This is a genomic window from Kosakonia oryzendophytica (assembly GCF_027886705.1).
Taxonomy (GTDB): domain Bacteria; phylum Pseudomonadota; class Gammaproteobacteria; order Enterobacterales; family Enterobacteriaceae; genus Kosakonia; species Kosakonia oryzendophytica.
The window spans coordinates 4,667,967-4,688,868 of sequence record NZ_CP115659.1 but is presented as its reverse complement, the minus strand read 5'-3'; the positions used below and the strand labels follow the sequence as shown (position 1 = coordinate 4,688,868).

The following is a 20,902-nucleotide window of genomic DNA, read 5'->3' as shown; positions in this document are numbered from 1 at the left end:
CCCGGAAATAACACTATTGTTCTTCATGTTAATGCCCGATAAATTATTTACATCAGGATTGTTACTCTCTTAAGGCTAAACCTGAAATCCGCACACTCCGTTTCGACGGTTTTTGGATTTCAGGTTTTTTTTTGTTTTTATTCATCATGAATAAACATGGGTAATATCGAAGTATAGTTGTAAATAATATAGGGAAGATAAAATGAAAAAATGGCTGTGTTGTAGTGTGCTTATTATTACCTCCTTTTCACTCAGCGCCCGCGACGTCACACTAACGATACTGCATACCGGTGATACGCACGGCCGGGGGATGAGCAAAGAGGGAATTGGGTACGGAAAAATAAGTGGTTATGTAAAGGAACGGCGTAATACAACAGATAACGTGCTGTTTCTGGACGTCGGTGATGCGGTTAGCGGCGTACCGGTTACGGATTTATCGCTCGGCGAGACAAATATTACCGCCATGAACATGATGGGCTATGATGCCTTTACGCCAGGTAATGCCGATTTTATTTTTGGCGGGCAGGCGTTGCTGACACTAAATAAAAAAGCCCGTTTCCCTTTTATCTCTGTGAATATTTTGTATCAAGGCAAGCCTGCATTTCCCCCTTTTATTATTAAAAATATTGATGGGATGAATGTGGGGATTATTGGTGTTTCTCCATTGAATGCCATGATGGCGACAACAGACAATAAACTGTCCGGTTTTTCGGTCACCGATCCTGTTACGGCGGTGAAAGCGACGGTTGCTGCAATCAAAAATAAAACCGATGTGATTATTGTGCTGGCGCATTTGGGCAAGGTTGACCCGGATGTGAATATCGACAAATTGATTGCCGCTGTACCGGATATTGATGTCGTTGTAGACGGTCACGACCATATTGAGGTGAGAAACGGTGTACAAGTGGGTCATACCATCATGGTCAATGCCGGGCAGTATGGCGACTTTCTGGGCGAGTTGACGTTAACCTTCAGGAATCACCATCGGGTGAGCTGGCATGAACGCCTGCTGGATAAAACGGCGCTTGCCGGTGTGACCGCCGATCGGGATGTTGAAACGTTTATCCACCAGCAACAGGCCCGGAACGCAGAAACGTTAAGCCGTATCGTGATGACATTGCCCTTTACACTGGATGGAAAACGCGAGCATGTACGTTCAGAGCAAACCAATTTTGGCGCGTTGCTGGCCGACGCGGAACGGGAATACGCCCGCGCGGATATCGCATTTACCGTGGGCGCTTTTCTGCGCGACAGCCTCAGTGCCGGGCCGGTGTCTTACGGGCAGTTGTTGAAGGCGCTGCCTTTTACGCTCCCGCTGGTTACCCGGGAGATGAGTGGGAAACAGATTAAGGATTTTATCGAACATAACTATACGGAAAAGCAGCTGATTTCCGGTGCTTATGTTCACGTGAGTGGCATGACCTTTGCGGTGGATTTCAGTCGGCCGGTGGGTGACAGGATGATCGACATTCGCATCAATGGCGCGCCGCTGGAGGTCAATCAAACCTACCGGGTCGCTTGTAACGAGCAGGTAAGCGATTACGGTATCCGCGAGATTGCCATCCGCGATCGGTATGAGGTGACGATGGCTTCTCTGCTGCGCGAATACGTAAATAAGCATACCAATCTGCCGATGCCGCAACCGCGCGTGCGTCTTATTCCGTAACGTCGGGGATTTGAGATTTCTCCGCTACTCGCCCGCTATGGCGTAAATTAACTTACAGCCAGTCACCTTTTGAGACTGGCTTTATGAAACGTTACGCGACAGCGCTGTTCGTCGGCGCACTCTCTCTCAGTGGTCAGATGGCCCATGCCGATATTATCGACGATGCCATTGGCAATATTCAGCGCGCGATCGGTGATGCGTATAACACCGATGGCAGTCGGGATGACGATCAACGCTATCAGGACGATAGCCTGCGTCGTGACGAACGCAGCCGGCGCTATGAAGATCGCCGCCGGCAACTGGAAGACCGACGCCAGCGGCTCGACGACCGCCAGCGCCAGCTCGATGAGGAGCGACGCCAGCTTGATGATGAACAGCGCAGGCTGGAAGACGATTACGACCGCTAACGGCGCTAGGCCGGAACGCGTACGCGAAGCCCAAGGCGCGCCGGAACTATATCTTCCAGCAGAGCGACCAGCTGCGGATCCATAAAGTGGTAATGATCGGGAATATCCAGCACATGCACCGGTTTATGCTGCATCAACCGGCCAAAGTCGGCCATGATCCGGCTCTTGTGCTGTTCTTCCATTACACAAATAACGTCTGCCCAGGAAAGAATGGCGGGCGACACTGTTTTTCTTGCCTGGCGTTGAGTCCCGGCGGAGCGGGCATTGAGCCCGGGATAGCGACGAAAAACCTGCTCAGCCGTCGGGCTGCGCCATTGGTTTCGGCTACAAATAAAAAGCACATTCATGGCAAGTTATTACTCATTAATGCCGCGTAGTGCGAATTACTACCTGATCACACGCGGGTATTGAAGACCCCGTTGCGTTGCGCGCAACAACTTTTCGGTGCGAGTCTGTACGCTTTATCCCTCAAACTACCTCTTTACAGGCTGCGTTTGCTTCTCCCGGCTCCATCGGGAAATACCGGGACGAATATATCCATATTGTGCGGTCTAATCCAGCACAATCCGCATGCCATCATACCCTGCTTCGAACCCCGTCGGCAGCGGGTTTTTCATCATCCATTGATCAAAGACATGACTGATATGGGTTAGGATCACTCGCGGACAGCGAATCACCGCATTCAGGGCGATAATTGTGGTCAAATCACTGTGATTTTTTGGCGTTTCCGGGCGGGGTTCATAACTACAATCTATGATAACCACCTGCGGATGATTATTGAGCAAGAACTTCAGCGTCTTGTCGGGCAGACCCGCCGTATCTGACAGCCAGGCCACCCGGCTGTGCGCGGTTTCAAGCAGATACCCGAACGTTATTTTCGAGTGATTCAGCGGCAAAGGCGTGACCTGCAACCCTTGCAGATCAAAGACCACAAACGGCTCAACGGTATGGCTGAAATCCAGCAAACCGGGGTGTTTAAAGAGATCGTCGCAGCCTTGCTCATCTGGTGGGCCGTAGACCGGGATTTTATCGCCCACGCCCCAGCGTAGCGGAAACAAGCCCTGCACATGATCCATATGGTAGTGGGTCAACAAAAATTGTTGAAACGCGCCTGCCGGAAAGTGCTCCATCAGGTCTTGGATACCCGCATCCAGTAGTGTTACCGTGTCGTTAAACTGAACGACGGCGCTACAGGGCTTGCGGCGATGCGCCGCGTTCTGCCGCGCGCGATGGCAGGCGGCGCAGTGGCAACCAAATACCGGCACTAACTGCGCGCCGCCCGTGCCAGTGAGGGTGATTGTTAAGCTCATACGACCCCTTACAACGGTTGGGTTCACGTAATCGGCGCAGACGCACTGCGCCGCCATCATTACGCACTTTTCCCTTGTTGCGCGCGTATCAGCGTGACCAGTCCTTCGACTGACTGTAGCAAACTTCCGTCATTATTGAGTGTCAGGCAACCTGTCGGGGGGTAGCGGGCTGCTCTTTCCAGTCGTGCGGCGATTTCCGCCGCATTTTCCCGCCCGCGTCTTTCCAGCCGCTGGCGTAAAATCTCCGCAGATACTTGTACATGCACCGGCACCAGCACATCGCCATACTGTGCCAGCGCCTGGGGGAGATGCCCACGAGAACCATTCACCACTACATCAAACCCGGTTTGCAGCCAGAGATCGATCTCTGCGCCAATGCCGTAGTAAAAGCCGTTGGCATGCCAGCTCAGCGTAAAAAGATGCTGTTCAGCACGGGTGAAAAACTCCTTTTCGCTCAGCGCAATATGGTTCTCGCTGCCCGCGCTGGCCGGGCGCGTGATATAGCGGTGCGCCACCAATAGCTGCGGATGCTCCCGCTGGCGAAGTGCCGCCAACAGAGTATCTTTCCCGGCACCGGATGGCCCCATCAACCAGATCAGTCTGCCCATCAGAACACCCGAGTTCCCTGACGCCAGACGTGATCGATATGCACATGGTCGCCTTTGTGATGTGCCAGCACCAGATCCGCCCGTTTCCCCTCGCCAATCACGCCGCGATCGCTAAGGTTCAGCGCCTGCGCCGGGTTTTTCGTTACCAGACGGATCGCCTGCGGCAGGGTGAAATCGTTCTCTTCGTTTACCGCAATGCGAAACGCGGCATCCAGCAGGCTGGCGGGATAGTAGTCAGACGACAGCACATCCAGCAGGCCGAGCTGCGCCAGCTTGTGCGCTGCCACGTTACCAGAGTGAGAGCCACCGCGCACAATGTTCGGCGCGCCCATCAGAATGCTCATACCATGTTCACGGGAGGCTTCTGCTGCTGCGAAAGTGGTGGGGAATTCCGCAATCACGCTGCCCAACTGATGGGACTCCACCACATGCTCACGCGTGGCGTCATCATGGCTGGCCAGCGGCAGGTGGCGTTCCCGGCAGTGGGCGGCAATCGCCAGCCGGTTTGGCTGAGACCACCGCGCCGCCAGTGCCAGTTGCTCTTGTTCAAACGCATCCATCTGTTCGTTGGTGAGATGGTATTTGCCCTGGTAGTAATCGCGGTACTTCTCATAGCTGGCGTACTGGCGCTGACCCGGTGAGTGATCCATCAGGGATACCAGCGTGACGGGTTCACGGCTGACCAGTTTTTCAAATAACGGCAGCGTGGTGTGATGCGGCAATTCGCAGCGCAGGTGCAGACGATGCTCCGCGCGGTTCAGGCCGCGTTTTTGCGTCTCTTCCACGGCGTTAATCATCTTTTCCAGATTCTCCAGCCGATCGCCGCCGTCGCGCACATCGCCAATCGCGACCGCATCCAGCACGGTGGTGATACCGCTGGCAACCATCAGCGCGTCGTGGCTGCTCATTGCCGAGTGTGCCGGCCAGTCCACTTTCGGGCGCGGCGTGAAGAATTTATCCAGGTTATCGGTATGCAGTTCGATAAGGCCCGGCAGCAACCAGCCGCCGTCACCATCGTGCGCGCCGGGCTGGCTGCTCTGGGTTTCGGCGAACGTGCGGATCATGCCGTCGCGGATCTCCAGCGATCCGCTAACCACTTCATTTTCAAGGATCAGTTTGACATTGTTGATGATCATGCGTGAATTCCCATCGGATACAGACGGTCGGCAACGTGTTCACGTACTGCGCCATCGTGAAAGATGCCGACAATCGCCGCACCGCGCGCTTTTGCCTGCGCAATCAGTTCAACGACGGCGGCGCTGTTTTTCTCATCCAGCGAAGCGGTAGGTTCATCGAGCAGCAAAATCGGGTAGTCGACAATAAAGCCGCGGGCGATATTGACACGCTGCTGCTCACCGCCGGAAAAGGTGGCGGGCGCGAGGTGCCATAAGCGTTCAGGTACATTGAGTCGCGCCAGCAACTGGCCCGCTTTCTGGGCACAGACATCGCGCGGCACGCCCTGTTCCAGCAGGGGTTGCATCACCACATCCAGCGCACTGACGCGCGGTATCACACGTAAAAACTGGCTCACCCAGCCGATAGTGTGACGGCGGACTTCCAGCACTTTACGCGCCGGGGCATGCACCAAATCCACCCATTCATCGCCGTGCTTCACATGGATATGACCGGCGTCCGGCAAGTAGTTGGCATACAGGGAACGCAGCAACGTGGATTTCCCACTGCCGGAGTGCCCGTGCAGCACCACGCATTCTCCTGCATCCACACTCAGCGAGGTTTCGCGCAGTACGGGCAGACGCACGCCGTTTTGGTGGTGCAGGACAAAGGTTTTACTGACATTTTCCACACGTAAGACAGGCATTGGACACTCCTTAATTTTGTAATACCGAGGAGACCAGTAATTGGGTGTACGGATGATGCGGATCGTCGAGAACACGGTCAGTTAACCCACTTTCCACCACCTGACCCTGTTTCATGACCAGCAGGCGGTTCGCCAGCAGGCGCGCAACGCCTAAATCATGGGTGACCATCACCACAGCCAGGTTCATTTCCACCACCAGACTGCGCAGCAGATCCAGCAACCGGGCCTGGACTGATACGTCCAGCCCGCCGGTGGGTTCATCCATAAACACCAGCTTTGGCTGTGTGACGAGGTTGCGGGCAATTTGCAGACGCTGCTGCATACCGCCCGAAAAAGTAGTGGGAAGATCATCAATACGTGATGGCGGGATCTCTACATCGCTTAGCCACTGCTCCGCCGTGGCGCGGATGGCCCCATAATGGCGTGCACCGGTAGCCATCAGGCGTTCGCCAATATTGCCGCCCGCAGACACCTGGCGACGCAGGCCGTCCAGCGGATGCTGATGCACCACGCCCCATTCGGTACGTAGCAGTCGGCGGCGCTCGGCTTCACTCATGGCGTACAGATTGCGGTTCTGGTAGAGAATGTCGCCCTGCTGTGGCGGCAAGCGGGCCGAAATCGCGTTCAGTAATGTGGTCTTACCGGAACCGGACTCTCCGACAATGCCCAGTACCTCACCAGGCCAGAGATCGAACGACACATCGGTAAAACCTTTTCCCGGCGCATACAGATGCGAGAGGTGATTCACCGAAAGCAGCGGTTGGGTCATTTACGTAAAGCCTCGCTCTGTTGGCGGCAGTAATCGGTGTCAGAGCAGACGAACATCCGCTTACCGGTATCATCCAGCACCACTTCATCCAGGTAGCTGTGGGTCGAACCGCAGATGGCACAAGGGTGATCCCATTTTTGCGGTGCGAAGGGGTAATCTTCAAAATCGAGACTGACCACCTGCGTATAAGGCGGCACGGCGTAAATCCGTTTTTCTCGCCCGGCGCCAAACAGTTGCAGGGCGGGCATCATGTGCATTTTCGGGTTATCAAAAGCCGGAATGGGCGAAGGATCCATGATGTAGCGGTCATTGACTTTCACCGGCCAGGCATAGCGGGTGGTGAAGTTGCCGAAGCGGGCGATATCTTCATACAGCTTCACCTGCATTACACCGTACTCTTCCAGCGCATGCATGGTGCGGGTCTCGGTTTCGCGCGGCTCAATAAAGCGCAATGGCTCCGGAATCGGTACCTGGTAAATCAGAATGTGATCGGCGGTCAGCGGTGTTTCAGGAATGCGATGGCGGGTCTGTATCAGCGTGGCGTCTGCGGTGCGCTCGGTGGTTTCCACCCCCGTTACCCGACTGAAGAACTGGCGAATCGATACGGCGTTTGTGGTGTCGTCCGCTCCCTGATCGATCACTTTCAGCACATCGTCTTCGCCAATCACGCTGGCGGTAAGCTGAATGCCACCGGTTCCCCAGCCATAGGGCATGGGCATTTCGCGGCCGCCAAACGGCACCTGGTAACCGGGGATGGCTACCGCTTTGAGCAGCGCCCGGCGGATCATGCGTTTGGTTTGCTCATCAAGAAAGGCAAAGTTATAGCCGGTCAGCGCGTTAGCCACGGTGCTTCTCCTGTTGTAGCTGTCTGAGCAGGTCCAGTTCAGCCTGGAAATCGACGTAATGGGGGAGCTTGAGGTGTGAGACGAAGCCCGCCGCTTCGACATTATCCGCATGCGCCAGCACGAACTCTTCGTCTTGCGCCGGGCTACGCACCGGTTCACCGTAGTCGGCGGCTTGCAATGCGCGATCTACCAACGCCATTGCCATGGCTTTGCGCTCGCTCATGCCAAACACCAGCCCATAGCCACGGGTAAAATGCGGTGCCTCGTTCTCCGGGGCGACAAATCCGTTGACCATTTCGCATTCGGTCACCAGCAGTTCGCCAATATTCACGGCGAAGCCCAGCTCTTCCGGTACAATTTCCACCTCGACATAGCCACTGCGGATCTCGCCAGCGAAAGGGTGATTGCGCCCGTAACCACGTTGGGTGGAGTAGGCCAGCGCCAGTAAATATCCTTCGTCGCCGCGCGCCAATTGCTGCAAACGTGACGCCCGCGAACAAGGGAAAACCGGTGGCTGGCGGGTAATGTCATCCGGTGCTGTGCCGCTGTCCTGCTCGGCTTTTGCCAGTCCTTCATTGACCAGCAGGCTGAAAACATGCGGTGTGGCTTCCTGCGGGCGGGGCTCTGCGGTGCGCAACGGGGGAATGTCGCCTTCGGCAAGCAGGGCGAAGTCCAGTAACCGGTGGGTGTAATCATAAGTAGGGCCAAGCAACTGCCCGCCGGGAATATCTTTGTAGATTGCTGAAATACGGCGTTCTAAACGCATGTTTGCGCTGTCGATGGGTTCGCTAACGGCCAGACGCGGGAGCGTCGTGCGGTAAGCGCGCAGCAGAAAGATGGCTTCGACGTTATCGCCACTTGCCTGTTTCAGCGCCAGTGCCGCCAGCTCGCGATCGGCGATGCCCCCTTCGGTCATCACCCTGTCCACCGCGAGGTGGAGCTGTTCGGCAACTTGCCCGACACTCAGTTCCGGCAGTTCATTGTCGCCACGACGTTTGTGTTCCTGCAGAGCGTGGGCGGCGGCAATCGCCTTTTCGCCCCCCTTGACAGCAACGTACATCAGCACACCTCCACAAGTGTGGTTCTGGGGATAGCCAGCGCGCGGTCACCGCAGGTCAGGATCACATCGATGCCTGTCGGGAACGAGTGCGGACGGTCGGTAAACTCATCGGTAATACACTCCGGCAGTTGTGGCGCAATCATGCGCTCTTCCAGAATGCCAGGCCCGGTGAGGCGCAGCATGCGTCCGCCGCTCAAACCCGGCAGTTGCAAGATCAGCGTGGCGCTGGTTTCCGGGCTGCTGGCAGTACCGCCAGGCAGTGCGCTGAGCTGCAAGGCGCTTAGGGTGTGGTCCGCCACTGCGAACAGCGACTGTTGCGGTTGATCCACCAACGGTGCATTGGTATGAAAACGCAGATTCTGGCGGACCAGATCGTTGCTGAGCGTACCGGAGAGCCAGATTGGGGTGTCGTTGTCTACCAGCGTCAACAGTACGCTGGTAGAAGCTGCGTTGAGCGGCGGCCAGCCGTGTTTCAGTTGCGGCAGCGAGACAATGACGCCCGGCTCGCTCATGGCTTTTAGCAAACGGCGAAAACAGTGTTGGGCATCGTGAACCGCTGAGGCGAATGCGGGTTGTAAGGTCATGCGTTATCTCCGCGAACCAGAGTAAAGAAGTCGACCCGGCTGGCGCTGATTTCGGCCTGGCGCGCGTCAATACGCGCAGCGTGGTCTGCTTCCAGCGGGGCAATAAGGGTTTCCATCAGGGTCTGATAGTGGGTGGGATCCTGTAACAGTGCATCGCACACGGCGCAGCGTTCGGCATGGCCTTTATCGCGGCCCAATACCCAGCTAAAACCGAGTTGCCCGCCAGCAAGTTGAACCACTGCGCGAGTCAGGGTCGCATCGCCGGGAAAAAAACGGTCGCCGGTCGCGCCCATGCGCGCCTGAATTTGCACCAGCCCGGTTTGCGGTGCCCGTATTTGTTCATATTCCGGTGCCAGTCCAAGCGTGCGCATCCTCGCCCGCAGTATCTCCGGGGTGGAGCGGGCCAGCGTTGCCATCCAACGCTGACGGGTGGGGGTATCGAAATGCATTCAGTGCTCCATGGTGAATTCAATCATGTCGGCGCGTGTCAGGCTGACGGAGTACTCCGTTGCGTTGATTTCGCCTTCACGGTGATTAAGGGTGCGCACGCAGAGCAGCGGCGCCATATTGGGGATCTCCAGCCAACGGCTCTCTTTGGCCTGCGCGCGACGGGCGCTGATGCGTGTCTGGGTACGTTTCAGGTGGATACCGGATTGTTCGCGCAAAAAATCGTGCAGCGAACCGCTATTAAACTGTTGCAGCACCGGCCACAACGTCATGTCGCTGAAGTAGTGATCAATTAAACAGAGTGCTATGCCATTGACGCGTCGGCGGGTGCGCAAATGAATCACGTTATCGCCTTCCTGTACGCCTAACGCATCCGCCACAGTGCCGGATGCCGGGCGCAACACTGCCAGCAGGCGCTCGCTGGTAGGATGGCTGCCTTGCTCCAACAAGTTCTGGCTAAAGCGGGCCTGCGCATTGAGGGGATAATCGAACGGGCGCATCAGCACCAGTACGCCAACGCCCTGACGGCGCTGTACCCAACCTTTTTCTACCAATTGATCGATGGCGCGGCGTAGGGTGTGGCGATTCACCTCAAAGCGTGCCGCCAGTTGCTGTTCTGCAGGGAGCCAGTCGCCGCAACGATAGTTATTGCGCAGTTCCTGCTCCAGTCTGGCGGCAATTTCCTGATAACGTGTAGGATAACTGGTCGGATGTCTGGATAAGTGCATGGTCATCAACGCCCCGTAGGCCAGATAAGGTGTGGCCTTATGCTGCAGCGTTAATGTTTCATTTACGTTATACGCGGATTGCGAAGGGATGAATGCTGGGAGGGGTTGGGAAATTATCTGGCGGGAAGCTAACTTCCCGCCGATACATTAGTTCTTTTTAACAAATTCAGATTTCAGCTTCATCGGGCCGAAGCCGTCGATCTTACAATCAATATTATGATCGCCTTCCACCAGACGAATATTTTTCACTTTCGTGCCGATCTTCAGCATTGAAGAACTTCCTTTTACTTTCAAATCTTTAATTACAGTTACGCTGTCGCCGTCGGCTAACAGGTTGCCATTTGCATCCTTGACGATTAATTCGTCGGCGTCGTGGCTGGATTCGGCGGTGTTCCACTCATGTGCGCATTCCGGGCAAATGAACATGCCGTTATCTTCGTAAGTGTATTCGGAATCACATTGTGGACAGTGCGGGAGTTGCATAGGGGATTTCCTCAAAAGTACATACACGGCCAGCATTTAGCTGACACAAAAAGGCGCATTGCCTGAAAAGTCCGCAATTATACAGCAAAACCGCACATTTGCCGTTGTTATTGTTTTTTTTCATAAAGGATAAAAAAGTGATAGCGGTGACATAACCTGTCATTCGCTTAAGCGATGCTTATCGCAGAAACGTTGTGAGGATTATCTCATGCTTAATATTCGGAATATTTACGGGTGGAAATTGCCAGCATTTACTAATTCAGATATGGTGGCAGGGAGTACCTGATGTAATTAGCTACAAACTGTCATACCTGCTGCCTCCAGCGCCATTGGGGGATAATTACCTCTCAATTCGGGTGGGTAAATACATGACGATATATCCTGGCTGTTTCCAAAAATGCGCTACGCTGAAATTCTCTGGTTTTTTATGACCGGAGGGGTGTTGCTGTCATTTTTTGAGATAAAAATATCATTTCCTGATTCCCATCAGGTATTTATCTTTTCGAAGATATTTTCCACACGTAATTATAAAAGCCGAAACTTAACAAATAACTGCGCGGCTAAATAAAAGTAAGAAATTTGCGTTAAGGAAAGACTTTTAACATGCACACACAGACAATTTTTGAATTAAGCCAGGAGGCAGAGAGGCTGTTACAACTCTCTTTGCATAATCTCCAGGCGTTGAAAAAAATGCCGACGGCGACGTTTGATGAGACGAGCCTTCCTGGCACAGCAGAAAATGCCAACGTACTGCCTTTACATTTCAGTTCGCGCGGCGTTGAGGCACAACAGGCCACGCTGCACAATGAATTACGGAAAATCACCCGTCTGGAAATGGTGCTGGCGATCGTTGGCACCATGAAAGCCGGCAAATCGACCACCATCAATGCGATTGTGGGTACTGAGGTGTTGCCAAATCGCAACCGTCCCATGACGGCATTGCCGACACTGATTCGCCACACGCCGGGTCAGAAAGAGCCGGTGCTGCATTTTTCTCATGTGGGGCCGATCGATGCGTTGTCGCAACAGTTGCAGACACGACTGTTTAAGTACGATCGCGAAAAGCTGGCGCAAAAGCTGGAAATCGATAAAGACATGGCCGGTCTGCTGGATCGTATTGCCCAGGGGAATGCGTTTGACAAACACTACCTTGGCGCACAGCCGATATTTCACTGTTTGAAAAGTCTCAACGACTTAGTGCGGCTCTCGAAAGCGCTGGATGTGGATTTTCCTTTTTCCGCGTATGCCTCCATCGAGCATATTCCGGTGATTGAAGTCGAATTCGTGCATCTGGCCGGTCTCGATAAGCAACTCGGTCAACTGACGCTGCTGGATACCCCGGGGCCAAACGAAGCCGGGCAGCCCCACCTGCAAAAAATGTTGAGTGAGCAGTTAGCCCGTGCCTCCGCCGTACTGGCGGTGATGGACTATACACAGCTTAAATCGATTTCTGATGAAGAAGTGCGTCGCGCGATTTCCGCGGTTGGCCGCTCGGTTCCGCTCTATGCGCTGGTGAATAAATTCGACCAGAAAGATCGCAATAGCGACGATGAAGAGCAGGTTCGGGCGCTGATTTCCGGCACGCTGATGAAGGGGCAAATTAATCCGACGCAGATTTTCCCGGTCTCTTCTATGTGGGGATATCTGGCTAACCGGGCGCGCCACGAGCTTAAAAGCCAGGGACGCTTGCCACATCCGCAGGATCAGCGCTGGGTACAGGACTTTGCCGAAGCCGCTTTGGGGCGGCGCTGGCGCACAGCCGATTTAGACGATATCGAACATATTCATCATGCCGCCAACCTGTTGTGGGAAGACTCGCTTTTCGAGCAGCCGATCCGCAAGTTGTTGCACGCGGCCCATGCCAACGCATCGCTGTTCGCGCTGCGCTCGGCTTCGCATAAGTTATTGAATTACACACAGAGCGCCCGCGAGTATCTCGATTTTCGCTACCAGGGATTAACGGTGGCGTATGAGGAGCTGGAGCATAATATTACGCGTCTGGAAGAGGATATGGCGCTGTTGCGTACCAGCCAGGAGCGCGTTCGTGACGAAATTGCGCATGAAGTGGAAGAGGCGCTGGCGGCGGCGGAGACCTTTCTTCATGGTCAGCAGTTTGAAATCGTCGAGGCGATTGATGCCTGGTTCCACGAGGGAAAACTGGTGCGCATAGCGCGTGACAGCAAGGCCGATCTGCGTCTGAACGCGGGATTAACCCCGGACCAGCTTATTCTGGAAGATGAAGGTCAGGCGCAGATTGTGATCAGTAAAATCCGCTCAGGCTGTGAGACGATTTTACTGGCGGCGCAGGAGCGCATCAGCCGCGGGTTGGCTCTGCGTTTTGATGAACTGGAGCACACGCTGACTCGCTCCCTGAACGATACGATGCGTCCCATTGAAACCCGTATAAAAGAAGAGCTTAACCATGCGGGGTTTCGTGCGCGCATCAGTTTCCCGGCTTTCCAGCCCAGTACACTGAACTTTAACACCCGTTCGCTGTTTACCAACGTGATTTCGCCGGAAGATGTTCCCGCCGGGCAAGCAGCGCGGGCGAGCAGTGTGCGGGAAACGGTATCGCGCTGGCTGAATAACCCCAGTTGGGGCTGGGATGATTATGTGGTCACGCGTACCCGCTATGTCATCGATGTTGGCTCGTTACATCAGAAATTGATCAACCATATCGCGCATTTTTGTGAACAAATCCGTAAAGCTTTAGCCGCACAGGTCGATGTTTCTGTTACGGCAGGGATGGCAACATTTTTCGCCGAGTTCTCGTTAAGTCTCGCGGGACTACAGGAAAGTTTGCGTGACAGCCTGGCGATACGGCAGCAAAACGAATCGTCAGTATTGGCGTTGCGGCAGCATTTGCAGCACTGCATCCGGACGGCAAATTGGATCCACGAGGACGCTCGTCTGTTACGCGATGACATACAAACCCTATTCGCGGCAGATCAACCATGAAAAATCGACTTCTGGAAGGACCCGGACGCGTACTGGAAAGTATCCATCCGAAATTTATCGTGGATTTGGTGCAAGGCGTTGATGCGTCTCGTCAGTCAACAATCGTGCCCCAACAGCAGTTGTTCCGTGAGAGGCTGACGCAAGAGATCATGGCGCAAACGCAGCTGCGCCCGTGGGCTATGTCCGGTGTGTTAAACGACAATGATACGCTCCGCCTTGGGCTGGCTGAAAAACTGGCCAGTATGCTCGATCCTGGTCATCTGGCATTAACCCGCATTACTCAGCACCTGACGACTATGCAGCAAACCAGCCGCCCTGCCAGTAGTGCGACGCCCGGTTTACAACAACAGTACGATGAACTGATTGAGCATTTTAGCCAGCGTGCCGCGTGGAAAGAGAAAGCGCTGACGCAGCGTGGGTTAGCAGTGCAGGCGGGAAACCATAGTGAGCAGGTGTTTACCCACTGGCGTGCCGGGAGCTATAACGGCTGGTCGATGGCCGGGCGCTGTTATGTGGCGCTGGAAGAGTTGCGCTGGGGAGCGTTTGGCGATGCCTGCCGGCTGGCGAATGAAGATGTGGCGAATATGCTGAAAGACAATTTGCGTGTGATGGCGGCGGATTTTCTGGCTCAGGGCATTAATGCCGCACCGACCACCCGCCATTTTTATCATCAATGGCTGGCGACGCCGTCAACACCCGGGTTGATGGATTATAAAGATCTGCTGGGTTGGCTCGGCGACTGGTGCGATGCAGAACGTCATCCGGTTTGCTGGTCGGTGACGCAGAGCTGGCAAACAGTGGCGTTAGGGATGCCGCGACTCTGTTCCGCCACACGGATTGCGACAGCGATGGTGGAAGAGATTTTTGCTTAACCGTTGGTGTGCCCTGCAATTATCTGGCCGGACGGGTCGTTAATTGCAGGACATAGCGAACAACAAAAAGCCCCTGATGGGGCTTTTTTTGTGGGCGGTTAATGCCCGGTGGACTCGACGGCAGTTTCCGTTTTGTCTGTAGCGAGTGGAATAGTACCGAAACGCTTTGCATACAGTGCCGTGATGATCGGCACCAGAATCGCTGTCACAATCACACTGGCAGCAACCAGCGCCGTTGCGGAAGCGGCGATAGGCTGAAATGCCGGGTTAATCTGCGCGATAATCACCGGGTTAGCCACCGCTGCGCCAGCGGCGGAAGAGGCTGCCACACCGGCGGTACCGTTGCCGCCGCCGATCACGCGATCGGCAATGATCAGCGGAATACCGGTGATGATAATGACCGCCACACCAAGGAAGATACCCAGCAGACCGGTATCCAGAATCACGCTCAGATTGATGGTATTCCCCAGCGCGAAGCCGAAGAACGGGATCAGCACCGGCGTCGCCTTGCTGAAGAATGCGCGCAGGTCGTGATCGAGGTTACCGAGCGTAAAACCGATCAGGAACGGCAATACAGCGCCGACAAAGTGGTGTGGTTCAAAGGAGGCCAGACCTGCGGAGCCGAGGATCACCATGGTCATCAGCGGACCGGATTCCAGTGACATCAGCACAAATGCCCCGGACTCTTCTTTGCTACCGTACTGGTTCATCAGACTGGCGTACAGGCCGCCGTTGGTCATATCCATGGCGGAGACGATGGCCAGCACCGAGAGACCGGCGAAGAAACCGGTCTGGATCCCGGTGTCCGGAATAAAGGACGCAGCGATCATAGCAACGACCCATGCGACGGCGATTTTGGTCATCACCAGCGTACCGGATTTACGCAATACTGTGCCGGTGGCGCGTAAATCAATGGATGCACCAATACAGAAGAACCATACCGCCAGAATCGGTACTGTGCCGGTAATCATGCCTTTGGTGAAGGAACCGAAATACGCACCGGTATCCGGCGCAAGTGTGTTCAGAATAGCCCCTAATAGCAGCGGGACCAGCATCATCCCCCCAGGGATACGTTCAATTGTGGCCTTGATTTTCATAATGAGCCCTCATTTCTCGTCATCAGCATGAACGAGGAAAGATAAAAGTTAATATTCAATACTTTCAGAAAGTTAAATGATTATGTTATCGGTTTATTCGCGGCCATTTCCTGCCATCATTCGGGCTATGTGCCTTTGCCTGGCGCAGAACTGACGCTAACGCCGCTGTTTCTGCGCGTATCATCTGATCTTTGGAATATTGATTCAATAAGAATAAAACAGTGTTTTAGTTATCTTCCTCACATATTTTGTGTAAAGATTTTCTGATGTTTTATCAAATTAAATTGCTGTAAATGAGTTGTGAAAAACCAGACGTAAATAAAGGAAGCAGAGTAATAATCACGGTCGAAATGAGGTGTGTTAAAAGTGGGGATGATGATCACCGAGGAGAATGTGTGAATTTGATCACATTTTAAAACCCTGCTAGGGTAAAAAGGTCATTAACTGCCCAACAGGCGTCAACAGGTTCGGTTGTACAGGCTGCCCATGCCAGTGTAAGTAAACCTGCTACGCTTGAATAAGAAAGCTGAAAACGCTGTAAAAACGTCTGGCAATAAAAGGAAAGTCGGGCGGTTCGGGCGAAAGTCTAAAGAGGAAAAGATGCATGTTAAAAAGGAAAAAAATTAAACCGATTACCCTGCGTGATGTGACCATCATTGATGATGGCAAACTGCGTAAAGCGATTACCGCCGCCTCGCTGGGTAACGCCATGGAGTGGTTTGATTTCGGCGTTTACGGCTTTGTGGCCTACGCCCTTGGTAAAGTCTTCTTCCCGGATGCCAACCCCAGCGTGCAAATGATTGCCGCGCTTGGGACTTTTTCCGTCCCCTTTCTGATTCGGCCGCTTGGCGGTCTGTTTTTCGGCATGCTCGGCGATAAATACGGGCGGCAGAAAATCCTCGCCATCACTATTGTGATTATGTCGGTCAGTACGTTCTGTATCGGCTTGATTCCCTCTTACGCCACGATTGGCATCTGGGCACCGATATTGCTGTTGCTGTGTAAGATGGCGCAGGGCTTCTCGGTGGGCGGGGAATATACCGGGGCGTCCATTTTCGTTGCGGAGTACTCTCCGGACCGTAAACGCGGGTTTATGGGCAGCTGGCTGGACTTTGGCTCCATTGCCGGTTTTGTGCTGGGCGCGGGCGTTGTGGTGCTGCTCTCAACCATTGTAGGCGAAGATAACTTTCTGGAATGGGGCTGGCGTATTCCGTTCTTTTTAGCGCTGCCGCTGGGTATTATCGGTTTGTATCTGCGCCATGCGCTGGAAGAAACACCGGCATTCCAGCAGCATGTTGATAAGCTGGAGCAGGGCGATCGCCAGGGGTTGCAGGAAGGACCGAAGATCTCTTTCAAAGAGATTGCCACCAAACACTGGCGCAGCCTGCTGACCTGTATTGGCCTGGTGATTTCCACCAACGTCACCTATTACATGTTGCTGACGTACATGCCGAGCTACTTGTCGCACAACCTGCACTACTCCGAAGATCACGGCGTACTGATCATCATCGCCATTATGATCGGTATGCTGTTTGTGCAGCCCGTGATGGGGCTGTTGAGCGACCGTTTTGGTCGCCGTCCGTTTGTTTTGCTGGGGAGCGTTGCACTGTTTGCGCTGGCCATTCCGGCCTTCATTATGATTAACAGCAACATTATCGGCTTGATTTTCGCGGGCTTGCTGATGCTGGCGGTGATCCTGAACTGCTTTACCGGGGTGATGGCTTCAACGTTGCCCGCGATGTTCCCCACGCATATCCGCTATAGCGCACTGGCCAGCGCCTTTAATATTTCGGTGCTGATTGCGGGTCTGACGCCAACGCTGGCTGCCTGGCTGGTGGAAAGCTCTGACAATCTGTTGATGCCAGCTTACTACCTGATGGTGATCGCCGTGATTGGTCTTATTACCGGCCTGACCATGAAAGAGACGGCGAACCGCCCGCTGAAAGGCGCAACGCCAGCCGCGTCGGATATTCAGGAAGCAAAAGAAATCCTGCAGGAGCATCACGATAATATTGAGCAGAAGATCGAAGATATTGATGAAGAAATTGCGCAATTGCAGGAGAAACGCGCACGGCTGGTGCAGCAGCATCCGAAAATTAACGACTAGTCCGATGATGAGCGGATGGCGGCAACGCCATCCGTATCGTTATCAGCAGCCGGCGGCAATATAATCCCCGTTCGCACTTACCGGGATGACGGTTAAGAACAGCACCACCGCAAACAGTATTAACGCCACGCCCCCTGCCATTTTCAATAGCGGAACCACCTTGCTTAATTGACCTGCGTTGCCACCAAAAAAGGTCGCTGTGCTGTTGCGCGCATAGCGCACCGCCAGCGATAACCCCATGATGGACAGCGCAGTGCCTACCGCCATGGTCATTACCGCAGCGATGCCCCATGTCACGATACCCAGAGCGTTTGAGAACAGCAAAATCATGATCGCACCGCTGCACGGGCGCGCGCCAATGGCGAGGATCACACCCAGACGTGTTTTCCAGTCGCCTTGTGTTGCCGCACCAACACCGTGATGGCCGCAACCGCACCGATCGCTATGCTGATGCAGCGGGGCCAGGCTGTGAATGTTCAGTGCGCGCGGGCGCAGATCGTTGATTGCACGCCAGGCGACATAAGCGCCAAATCCGCCAATCATCACGGCGCTGACCTTTTCCACATACCAGCGGCTTTCGCTCAGATCGCCGGCGGCGAGATTAAACCCCACCGCCAAAATAAAGACGAACAGGATGGCGCTGACCCCCTGCATCAGACTGCCCAGCACCGGTACCACACGGGCGGCCATCTCGCTCTCTTTGTTGGTGCTCAGATAAGTGGTAACGATAAATTTACCGTGACCAGGCCCGATGGCATGCAGTACGCCATAGAAAAAAGCTCCGGTCAGCAGCCATAGCCCGCCGCCGTACTGATGGTTATTCAGTTGTAGCAGGTACATCACCAGATAACGGTGCAGGGTGATTTGCGTGGCCAGGCACCATTGCAGAAACGCGCCCCAGTGAGCATGGATCGTGAAGAGCGCAAACAGCGCGACAGCCAGGGCGGCAAAAGCCGCAGGCAAGCGCCAGTCGCGGGTAAGAGGTTGCGTGGTCATAAGCTTACGGGCAATGAAAGAGTGATGCCTGAAGTATAGGCGGCGAAGGACATCGGCTCCAGCCTTCGCCGCAGGGTGCGTCAGGAAGGAAGCAGTCGTTTATGCCAGCGTCCCAGCACCAATACCGTGGTCAACGAACCCAGCAGGGCGCAGAACATATCGGATTGCGTATCCCAGGGATCGCCCTGGGTGCCGAGAAACTCATCCGCTCCCTGACCCATCGACAGTGCAGCCCACCACTCAACCAGCTCATAGGTGGCGCTGATCGCCAATGCAATGCAGCAGACAATAAAGTCGAGCATTTTTCCGCCGCGCACATAGCGCCCGCGTAGCAGGATCTCCCGCGCCGCCAGCGCCGGAACCAGCCCCTGGAAGAAGTGGCCGAGTTTGTCATACGGGTTACGGCTCAGGCCAAACAGTTGTTGCACATCAAAACCAATCGGTACTTTGGCGTAGGTGTACATCCCGCCGACCATCAGAATGATGGCATGGAAAAAAATCAGCCCATATAGCAATGCGGTTAACGGGTAGCGACGCCAGGTGGCGAGCAGCAGGGGGACGACGATCATTACGGGCACCACTTCCATCAGCCAGGTGATACGGTCTTTCGCCATCAGACCGGTATAGACCAGAATCAGTGCCAGAAGGAGTGCAGCCACGTTCAGCGTGGTGCGGTTAACGCTCTTAATCATACGTATAGCCATTTCGGAAAAAAGATAACTATCAGTCCGATAGTGTTAAAAAACAATCCTGCGGGCAAAATGACGTTACTCCGTTTTCCACTTTCTCTTTTGCAGCAATCTTCCGGTTATATTCGCGTGTTGGTAAAGTGAACAACCGATACGGATGAGCAAGCAGAAGGGCATTCAGGGTGAGCGGGATCATTGATTATCAAATCGAAAAGTACAGTTTTGTGGAAGCCGCTGAAACACCACGCTTGACGCAGCAGTGGGCGGATGTGGCGCAGGAGTGTCTGCAAGTCCGCGCTGGAGCGGAAGAACGGTTACGCATTGCATTGCTGAATGTGGACTACGTGACCAGCTTTGAGCTCCCTTTCCGGTTATTGCTGATCCGCGCGCCGCAGCTGATCGCCAGCGTGCGGGATGAACTACAACTCAACCAGAAAAACGTCATTTTCAATGGCAAGCGCTTTGGCTGCGTCTATAGCCTGAAAAATGATCTGAGCGATATACCAGACGCTTTTCAGTACCGTCTGTCGACCCGCATCCGGCGTGTTGATCCGACCGGAACGTCGGCGACGCCTTACCAGCAAATCGCCAAAGAGGTGCGTGCCCCGCGAGAACGCCTGAAGATGGCGCTGGAGCAGGGTTTGCAGGTCACCGCACTCGATGCGTTGTTCTGGTTTGGCAGCCAGCGTATTGCCGCCGATATTCAGCGGCTCAGAAAAGCCGGTCTGCGAATCGCCACAGCCGAAACAGAGGTGTCCGATAACCTGACCGGCACCACCCGCAACGTTCCGGTTTACCGGAGAGAGGAAGGGTAAGTGAGTTTTGCGTGGCGGCACTCTCTTTGTTCTGCCGAAGGCGTGAAATAGTGCGGTATGTTTCGTTCGTTATGCCCTTATGGGGAGCTTCCGGGCTTCATGAAATGCGTTCAACCCTATAATGACTTTTCAGGGGATACGGTCCAGGTCATCTCAAACAATGGTGTGCTTATGAATGTCGGGCGGCAGCCCCAGGATAGGTTTCGATGAGCAGAGTGATAAAGTACGGCGTGATTTCCCTCATTCTGTTGTTGGCTGTGGTTTTTTTTAAATTTTCTTCTGTGTATATGGCAGACAGTGTGGATTACACCCCTTCCGACTGGCTGGAATACCGGTTGTTGACGCCAGATGAAATCAAAAATGCCCCTCATTTCAGTAAAATCGTTATGTTACATTTCCGGGCTGCTGATGGTCCTGCACCCGAGTCGAGTCAGATTGAGTACGACGGTCAGGCAGATACGGCTGGTATCCAGCGTTATCTTGAGTCACTTGGTTACCACGAAACAGAAGATCCTGTGATGGGGAAAATGTGGGTCAAGGGTGACAGCGATAAAGGGGCGTTCATTACGCAGACAGGAGAGTCGACAAAACTGACTTTTATCGAATAATCGAACGGAGTTCGATGAAGCGTCCGGAAGCAGA

The 20,902-nt window shown here is 54.3% G+C and carries 22 protein-coding genes; 7 read left to right on the top strand and 15 right to left on the bottom strand.

Translation table 11 applies throughout. From position 1 onward, the window contains the following. Positions 1–202: 202 nt before the first annotated feature. Together O9K67_RS22640 and yjdP are read left to right on the top strand one after the other, a co-directional pair. Entirely contained in the window at positions 203–1,666 is a 1,464-nt protein-coding gene (locus O9K67_RS22640) for a bifunctional metallophosphatase/5'-nucleotidase (RefSeq protein ID WP_061498635.1), read from the top strand. 83 nt (positions 1,667–1,749) lie between these two features. Further along, positions 1,750–2,073 (top strand): DDRRRQL repeat protein YjdP, encoded by a 324-nt coding sequence (gene yjdP, locus O9K67_RS22635; RefSeq protein ID WP_061498632.1) that lies wholly within the window; start codon positions 1,750–1,752, stop codon positions 2,071–2,073. A 5-nt stretch (positions 2,074–2,078) separates the two neighbouring features. Here the strand turns inward: yjdP and O9K67_RS22630 are convergent, their stop codons facing one another. From O9K67_RS22630 to O9K67_RS22575, 12 genes are all read right to left on the bottom strand, one after another. Next, positions 2,079–2,420, bottom strand: a complete 342-nt coding sequence (locus tag O9K67_RS22630; RefSeq protein WP_061498629.1) for a low molecular weight protein tyrosine phosphatase family protein — start codon at positions 2,418–2,420, stop codon at positions 2,079–2,081. A gap of 204 nt (positions 2,421–2,624) precedes the next feature. Then, positions 2,625–3,383, bottom strand: a complete 759-nt coding sequence (gene phnP, locus O9K67_RS22625) for a phosphonate metabolism protein PhnP (RefSeq protein WP_061500229.1) — start codon at positions 3,381–3,383, stop codon at positions 2,625–2,627. 59 nt (positions 3,384–3,442) lie between these two features. Continuing rightward, a complete protein-coding gene (gene phnN / locus O9K67_RS22620; RefSeq protein ID WP_167352626.1) occupies positions 3,443–3,994 on the bottom strand; it encodes a ribose 1,5-bisphosphokinase in 552 nt (183 codons plus the stop codon). Then, on the bottom strand, positions 3,991–5,127 hold the full coding sequence (phnM, locus tag O9K67_RS22615; RefSeq protein ID WP_061498624.1) for an alpha-D-ribose 1-methylphosphonate 5-triphosphate diphosphatase: 1,137 nt from the start codon (positions 5,125–5,127) through the stop codon (positions 3,991–3,993). Before phnM ends, phnN begins: the two co-directional genes overlap by 4 nt. Further along, positions 5,124–5,810: a phosphonate C-P lyase system protein PhnL gene (phnL, locus tag O9K67_RS22610; RefSeq protein ID WP_061498622.1), complete on the bottom strand. Its 687-nt coding sequence runs from the start codon at positions 5,808–5,810 to the stop codon at positions 5,124–5,126. Before phnL ends, phnM begins: the two co-directional genes overlap by 4 nt. 10 nt (positions 5,811–5,820) lie before the next feature. Further along, positions 5,821–6,579 carry a phosphonate C-P lyase system protein PhnK gene (gene phnK, locus O9K67_RS22605; protein WP_061498619.1) on the bottom strand — a complete coding sequence of 253 codons (759 nt, stop codon included), beginning with the start codon at positions 6,577–6,579 and terminating at the stop codon, positions 5,821–5,823. Next, positions 6,576–7,424 (bottom strand): alpha-D-ribose 1-methylphosphonate 5-phosphate C-P-lyase PhnJ, encoded by an 849-nt coding sequence (locus O9K67_RS22600; protein ID WP_061498615.1) that lies wholly within the window; start codon positions 7,422–7,424, stop codon positions 6,576–6,578. Before O9K67_RS22600 ends, phnK begins: the two co-directional genes overlap by 4 nt. Further along, positions 7,417–8,484 (bottom strand): carbon-phosphorus lyase complex subunit PhnI, encoded by a 1,068-nt coding sequence (locus tag O9K67_RS22595; RefSeq protein ID WP_061498612.1) that lies wholly within the window; start codon positions 8,482–8,484, stop codon positions 7,417–7,419. The genes O9K67_RS22600 and O9K67_RS22595 overlap by 8 nt, the downstream gene beginning before the upstream one ends. After that, the gene (phnH, locus tag O9K67_RS22590) at positions 8,484–9,068 is read right to left on the bottom strand and encodes a phosphonate C-P lyase system protein PhnH (protein WP_061498610.1); all 585 of its coding nucleotides are present in this window, start codon (positions 9,066–9,068) and stop codon (positions 8,484–8,486) included. Before phnH ends, O9K67_RS22595 begins: the two co-directional genes overlap by 1 nt. After that, positions 9,065–9,517, bottom strand: a complete 453-nt coding sequence (gene phnG / locus O9K67_RS22585) for a phosphonate C-P lyase system protein PhnG (RefSeq protein ID WP_061498607.1) — start codon at positions 9,515–9,517, stop codon at positions 9,065–9,067. The genes phnH and phnG overlap by 4 nt, the downstream gene beginning before the upstream one ends. Beyond that, complete coding sequence (gene phnF, locus O9K67_RS22580) at positions 9,518–10,243, bottom strand: phosphonate metabolism transcriptional regulator PhnF (protein WP_061500224.1); 726 nt, start codon at positions 10,241–10,243, stop codon at positions 9,518–9,520. Between the two features lie 147 nt (positions 10,244–10,390). Next, positions 10,391–10,726 (bottom strand): zinc ribbon domain-containing protein YjdM, encoded by a 336-nt coding sequence (locus O9K67_RS22575; RefSeq protein ID WP_061498605.1) that lies wholly within the window; start codon positions 10,724–10,726, stop codon positions 10,391–10,393. Between the two features lie 603 nt (positions 10,727–11,329). Between O9K67_RS22575 and crfC the strand changes: the two genes are divergently transcribed. Both crfC and O9K67_RS22565 read left to right on the top strand, forming a co-directional pair. Continuing rightward, complete coding sequence (gene crfC / locus O9K67_RS22570; RefSeq protein ID WP_061498600.1) at positions 11,330–13,684, top strand: clamp-binding protein CrfC; 2,355 nt, start codon at positions 11,330–11,332, stop codon at positions 13,682–13,684. Next, positions 13,681–14,556: a diguanylate cyclase regulator RdcB family protein gene (locus O9K67_RS22565; RefSeq protein WP_061498597.1), complete on the top strand. Its 876-nt coding sequence runs from the start codon at positions 13,681–13,683 to the stop codon at positions 14,554–14,556. The genes crfC and O9K67_RS22565 overlap by 4 nt, the downstream gene beginning before the upstream one ends. A 98-nt stretch (positions 14,557–14,654) precedes the next feature. Here the strand turns inward: O9K67_RS22565 and kdgT are convergent, their stop codons facing one another. Next, a complete protein-coding gene (gene kdgT, locus O9K67_RS22560) occupies positions 14,655–15,653 on the bottom strand; it encodes a 2-keto-3-deoxygluconate transporter (RefSeq protein ID WP_061498593.1) in 999 nt (332 codons plus the stop codon). A gap of 604 nt (positions 15,654–16,257) precedes the next feature. Here kdgT and proP point away from each other — a divergent pair. Continuing rightward, complete coding sequence (gene proP, locus O9K67_RS22555) at positions 16,258–17,760, top strand: glycine betaine/L-proline transporter ProP (RefSeq protein ID WP_061498590.1); 1,503 nt, start codon at positions 16,258–16,260, stop codon at positions 17,758–17,760. A 42-nt stretch (positions 17,761–17,802) separates the two neighbouring features. Here the strand turns inward: proP and O9K67_RS22550 are convergent, their stop codons facing one another. Then, the gene (locus O9K67_RS22550) at positions 17,803–18,756 is read right to left on the bottom strand and encodes a nickel/cobalt transporter (RefSeq protein ID WP_061498588.1); all 954 of its coding nucleotides are present in this window, start codon (positions 18,754–18,756) and stop codon (positions 17,803–17,805) included. 80 nt (positions 18,757–18,836) lie between these two features. Further along, complete coding sequence (locus tag O9K67_RS22545; protein WP_061498586.1) at positions 18,837–19,448, bottom strand: DUF2238 domain-containing protein; 612 nt, start codon at positions 19,446–19,448, stop codon at positions 18,837–18,839. 179 nt (positions 19,449–19,627) lie between these two features. On the opposite strand from O9K67_RS22545, the gene O9K67_RS22540 reads away from it, so the two are divergent. Together O9K67_RS22540 and O9K67_RS22535 are read left to right on the top strand one after the other, a co-directional pair. Beyond that, positions 19,628–20,260, top strand: coding sequence for an ECs1377 family protein (locus tag O9K67_RS22540; RefSeq protein ID WP_061498583.1), 633 nt, complete (start codon positions 19,628–19,630; stop codon positions 20,258–20,260). A 206-nt stretch (positions 20,261–20,466) separates the two neighbouring features. Beyond that, positions 20,467–20,868, top strand: coding sequence for a hypothetical protein (locus O9K67_RS22535; protein WP_061498580.1), 402 nt, complete (start codon positions 20,467–20,469; stop codon positions 20,866–20,868). Positions 20,869–20,902 lie beyond the last annotated feature (34 nt).

What these genes read in the sequence shown, in the direction of transcription:
- phnP (WP_061500229.1), bottom strand. Translation starts at nt 3,383, where the DNA reads ATGAGCTTAACAATCACCCTCACTGGCACGGGCGGCGCGCAGTTAGTG.
- phnF (WP_061500224.1), bottom strand. Translation starts at nt 10,243, where the DNA reads ATGCACTTATCCAGACATCCGACCAGTTATCCTACACGTTATCAGGAA.
- O9K67_RS22640 (WP_061498635.1), top strand. Translation starts at nt 203, where the DNA reads ATGAAAAAATGGCTGTGTTGTAGTGTGCTTATTATTACCTCCTTTTCA.
- proP (WP_061498590.1), top strand. Translation starts at nt 16,258, where the DNA reads ATGTTAAAAAGGAAAAAAATTAAACCGATTACCCTGCGTGATGTGACC.
- kdgT (WP_061498593.1), bottom strand. Translation starts at nt 15,653, where the DNA reads ATGAAAATCAAGGCCACAATTGAACGTATCCCTGGGGGGATGATGCTG.
- crfC (WP_061498600.1), top strand. Translation starts at nt 11,330, where the DNA reads ATGCACACACAGACAATTTTTGAATTAAGCCAGGAGGCAGAGAGGCTG.
- O9K67_RS22550 (WP_061498588.1), bottom strand. Translation starts at nt 18,756, where the DNA reads ATGACCACGCAACCTCTTACCCGCGACTGGCGCTTGCCTGCGGCTTTT.
- O9K67_RS22535 (WP_061498580.1), top strand. Translation starts at nt 20,467, where the DNA reads ATGAGCAGAGTGATAAAGTACGGCGTGATTTCCCTCATTCTGTTGTTG.
- O9K67_RS22575 (WP_061498605.1), bottom strand. Translation starts at nt 10,726, where the DNA reads ATGCAACTCCCGCACTGTCCACAATGTGATTCCGAATACACTTACGAA.
- phnG (WP_061498607.1), bottom strand. Translation starts at nt 9,517, where the DNA reads ATGCATTTCGATACCCCCACCCGTCAGCGTTGGATGGCAACGCTGGCC.
- O9K67_RS22595 (WP_061498612.1), bottom strand. Translation starts at nt 8,484, where the DNA reads ATGTACGTTGCTGTCAAGGGGGGCGAAAAGGCGATTGCCGCCGCCCAC.
- phnK (WP_061498619.1), bottom strand. Translation starts at nt 6,579, where the DNA reads ATGACCCAACCGCTGCTTTCGGTGAATCACCTCTCGCATCTGTATGCG.
- phnM (WP_061498624.1), bottom strand. Translation starts at nt 5,127, where the DNA reads ATGATCATCAACAATGTCAAACTGATCCTTGAAAATGAAGTGGTTAGC.
- O9K67_RS22565 (WP_061498597.1), top strand. Translation starts at nt 13,681, where the DNA reads ATGAAAAATCGACTTCTGGAAGGACCCGGACGCGTACTGGAAAGTATC.
- O9K67_RS22630 (WP_061498629.1), bottom strand. Translation starts at nt 2,420, where the DNA reads ATGAATGTGCTTTTTATTTGTAGCCGAAACCAATGGCGCAGCCCGACG.
- phnL (WP_061498622.1), bottom strand. Translation starts at nt 5,810, where the DNA reads ATGCCTGTCTTACGTGTGGAAAATGTCAGTAAAACCTTTGTCCTGCAC.
- phnH (WP_061498610.1), bottom strand. Translation starts at nt 9,068, where the DNA reads ATGACCTTACAACCCGCATTCGCCTCAGCGGTTCACGATGCCCAACAC.
- yjdP (WP_061498632.1), top strand. Translation starts at nt 1,750, where the DNA reads ATGAAACGTTACGCGACAGCGCTGTTCGTCGGCGCACTCTCTCTCAGT.
- O9K67_RS22545 (WP_061498586.1), bottom strand. Translation starts at nt 19,448, where the DNA reads ATGATTAAGAGCGTTAACCGCACCACGCTGAACGTGGCTGCACTCCTT.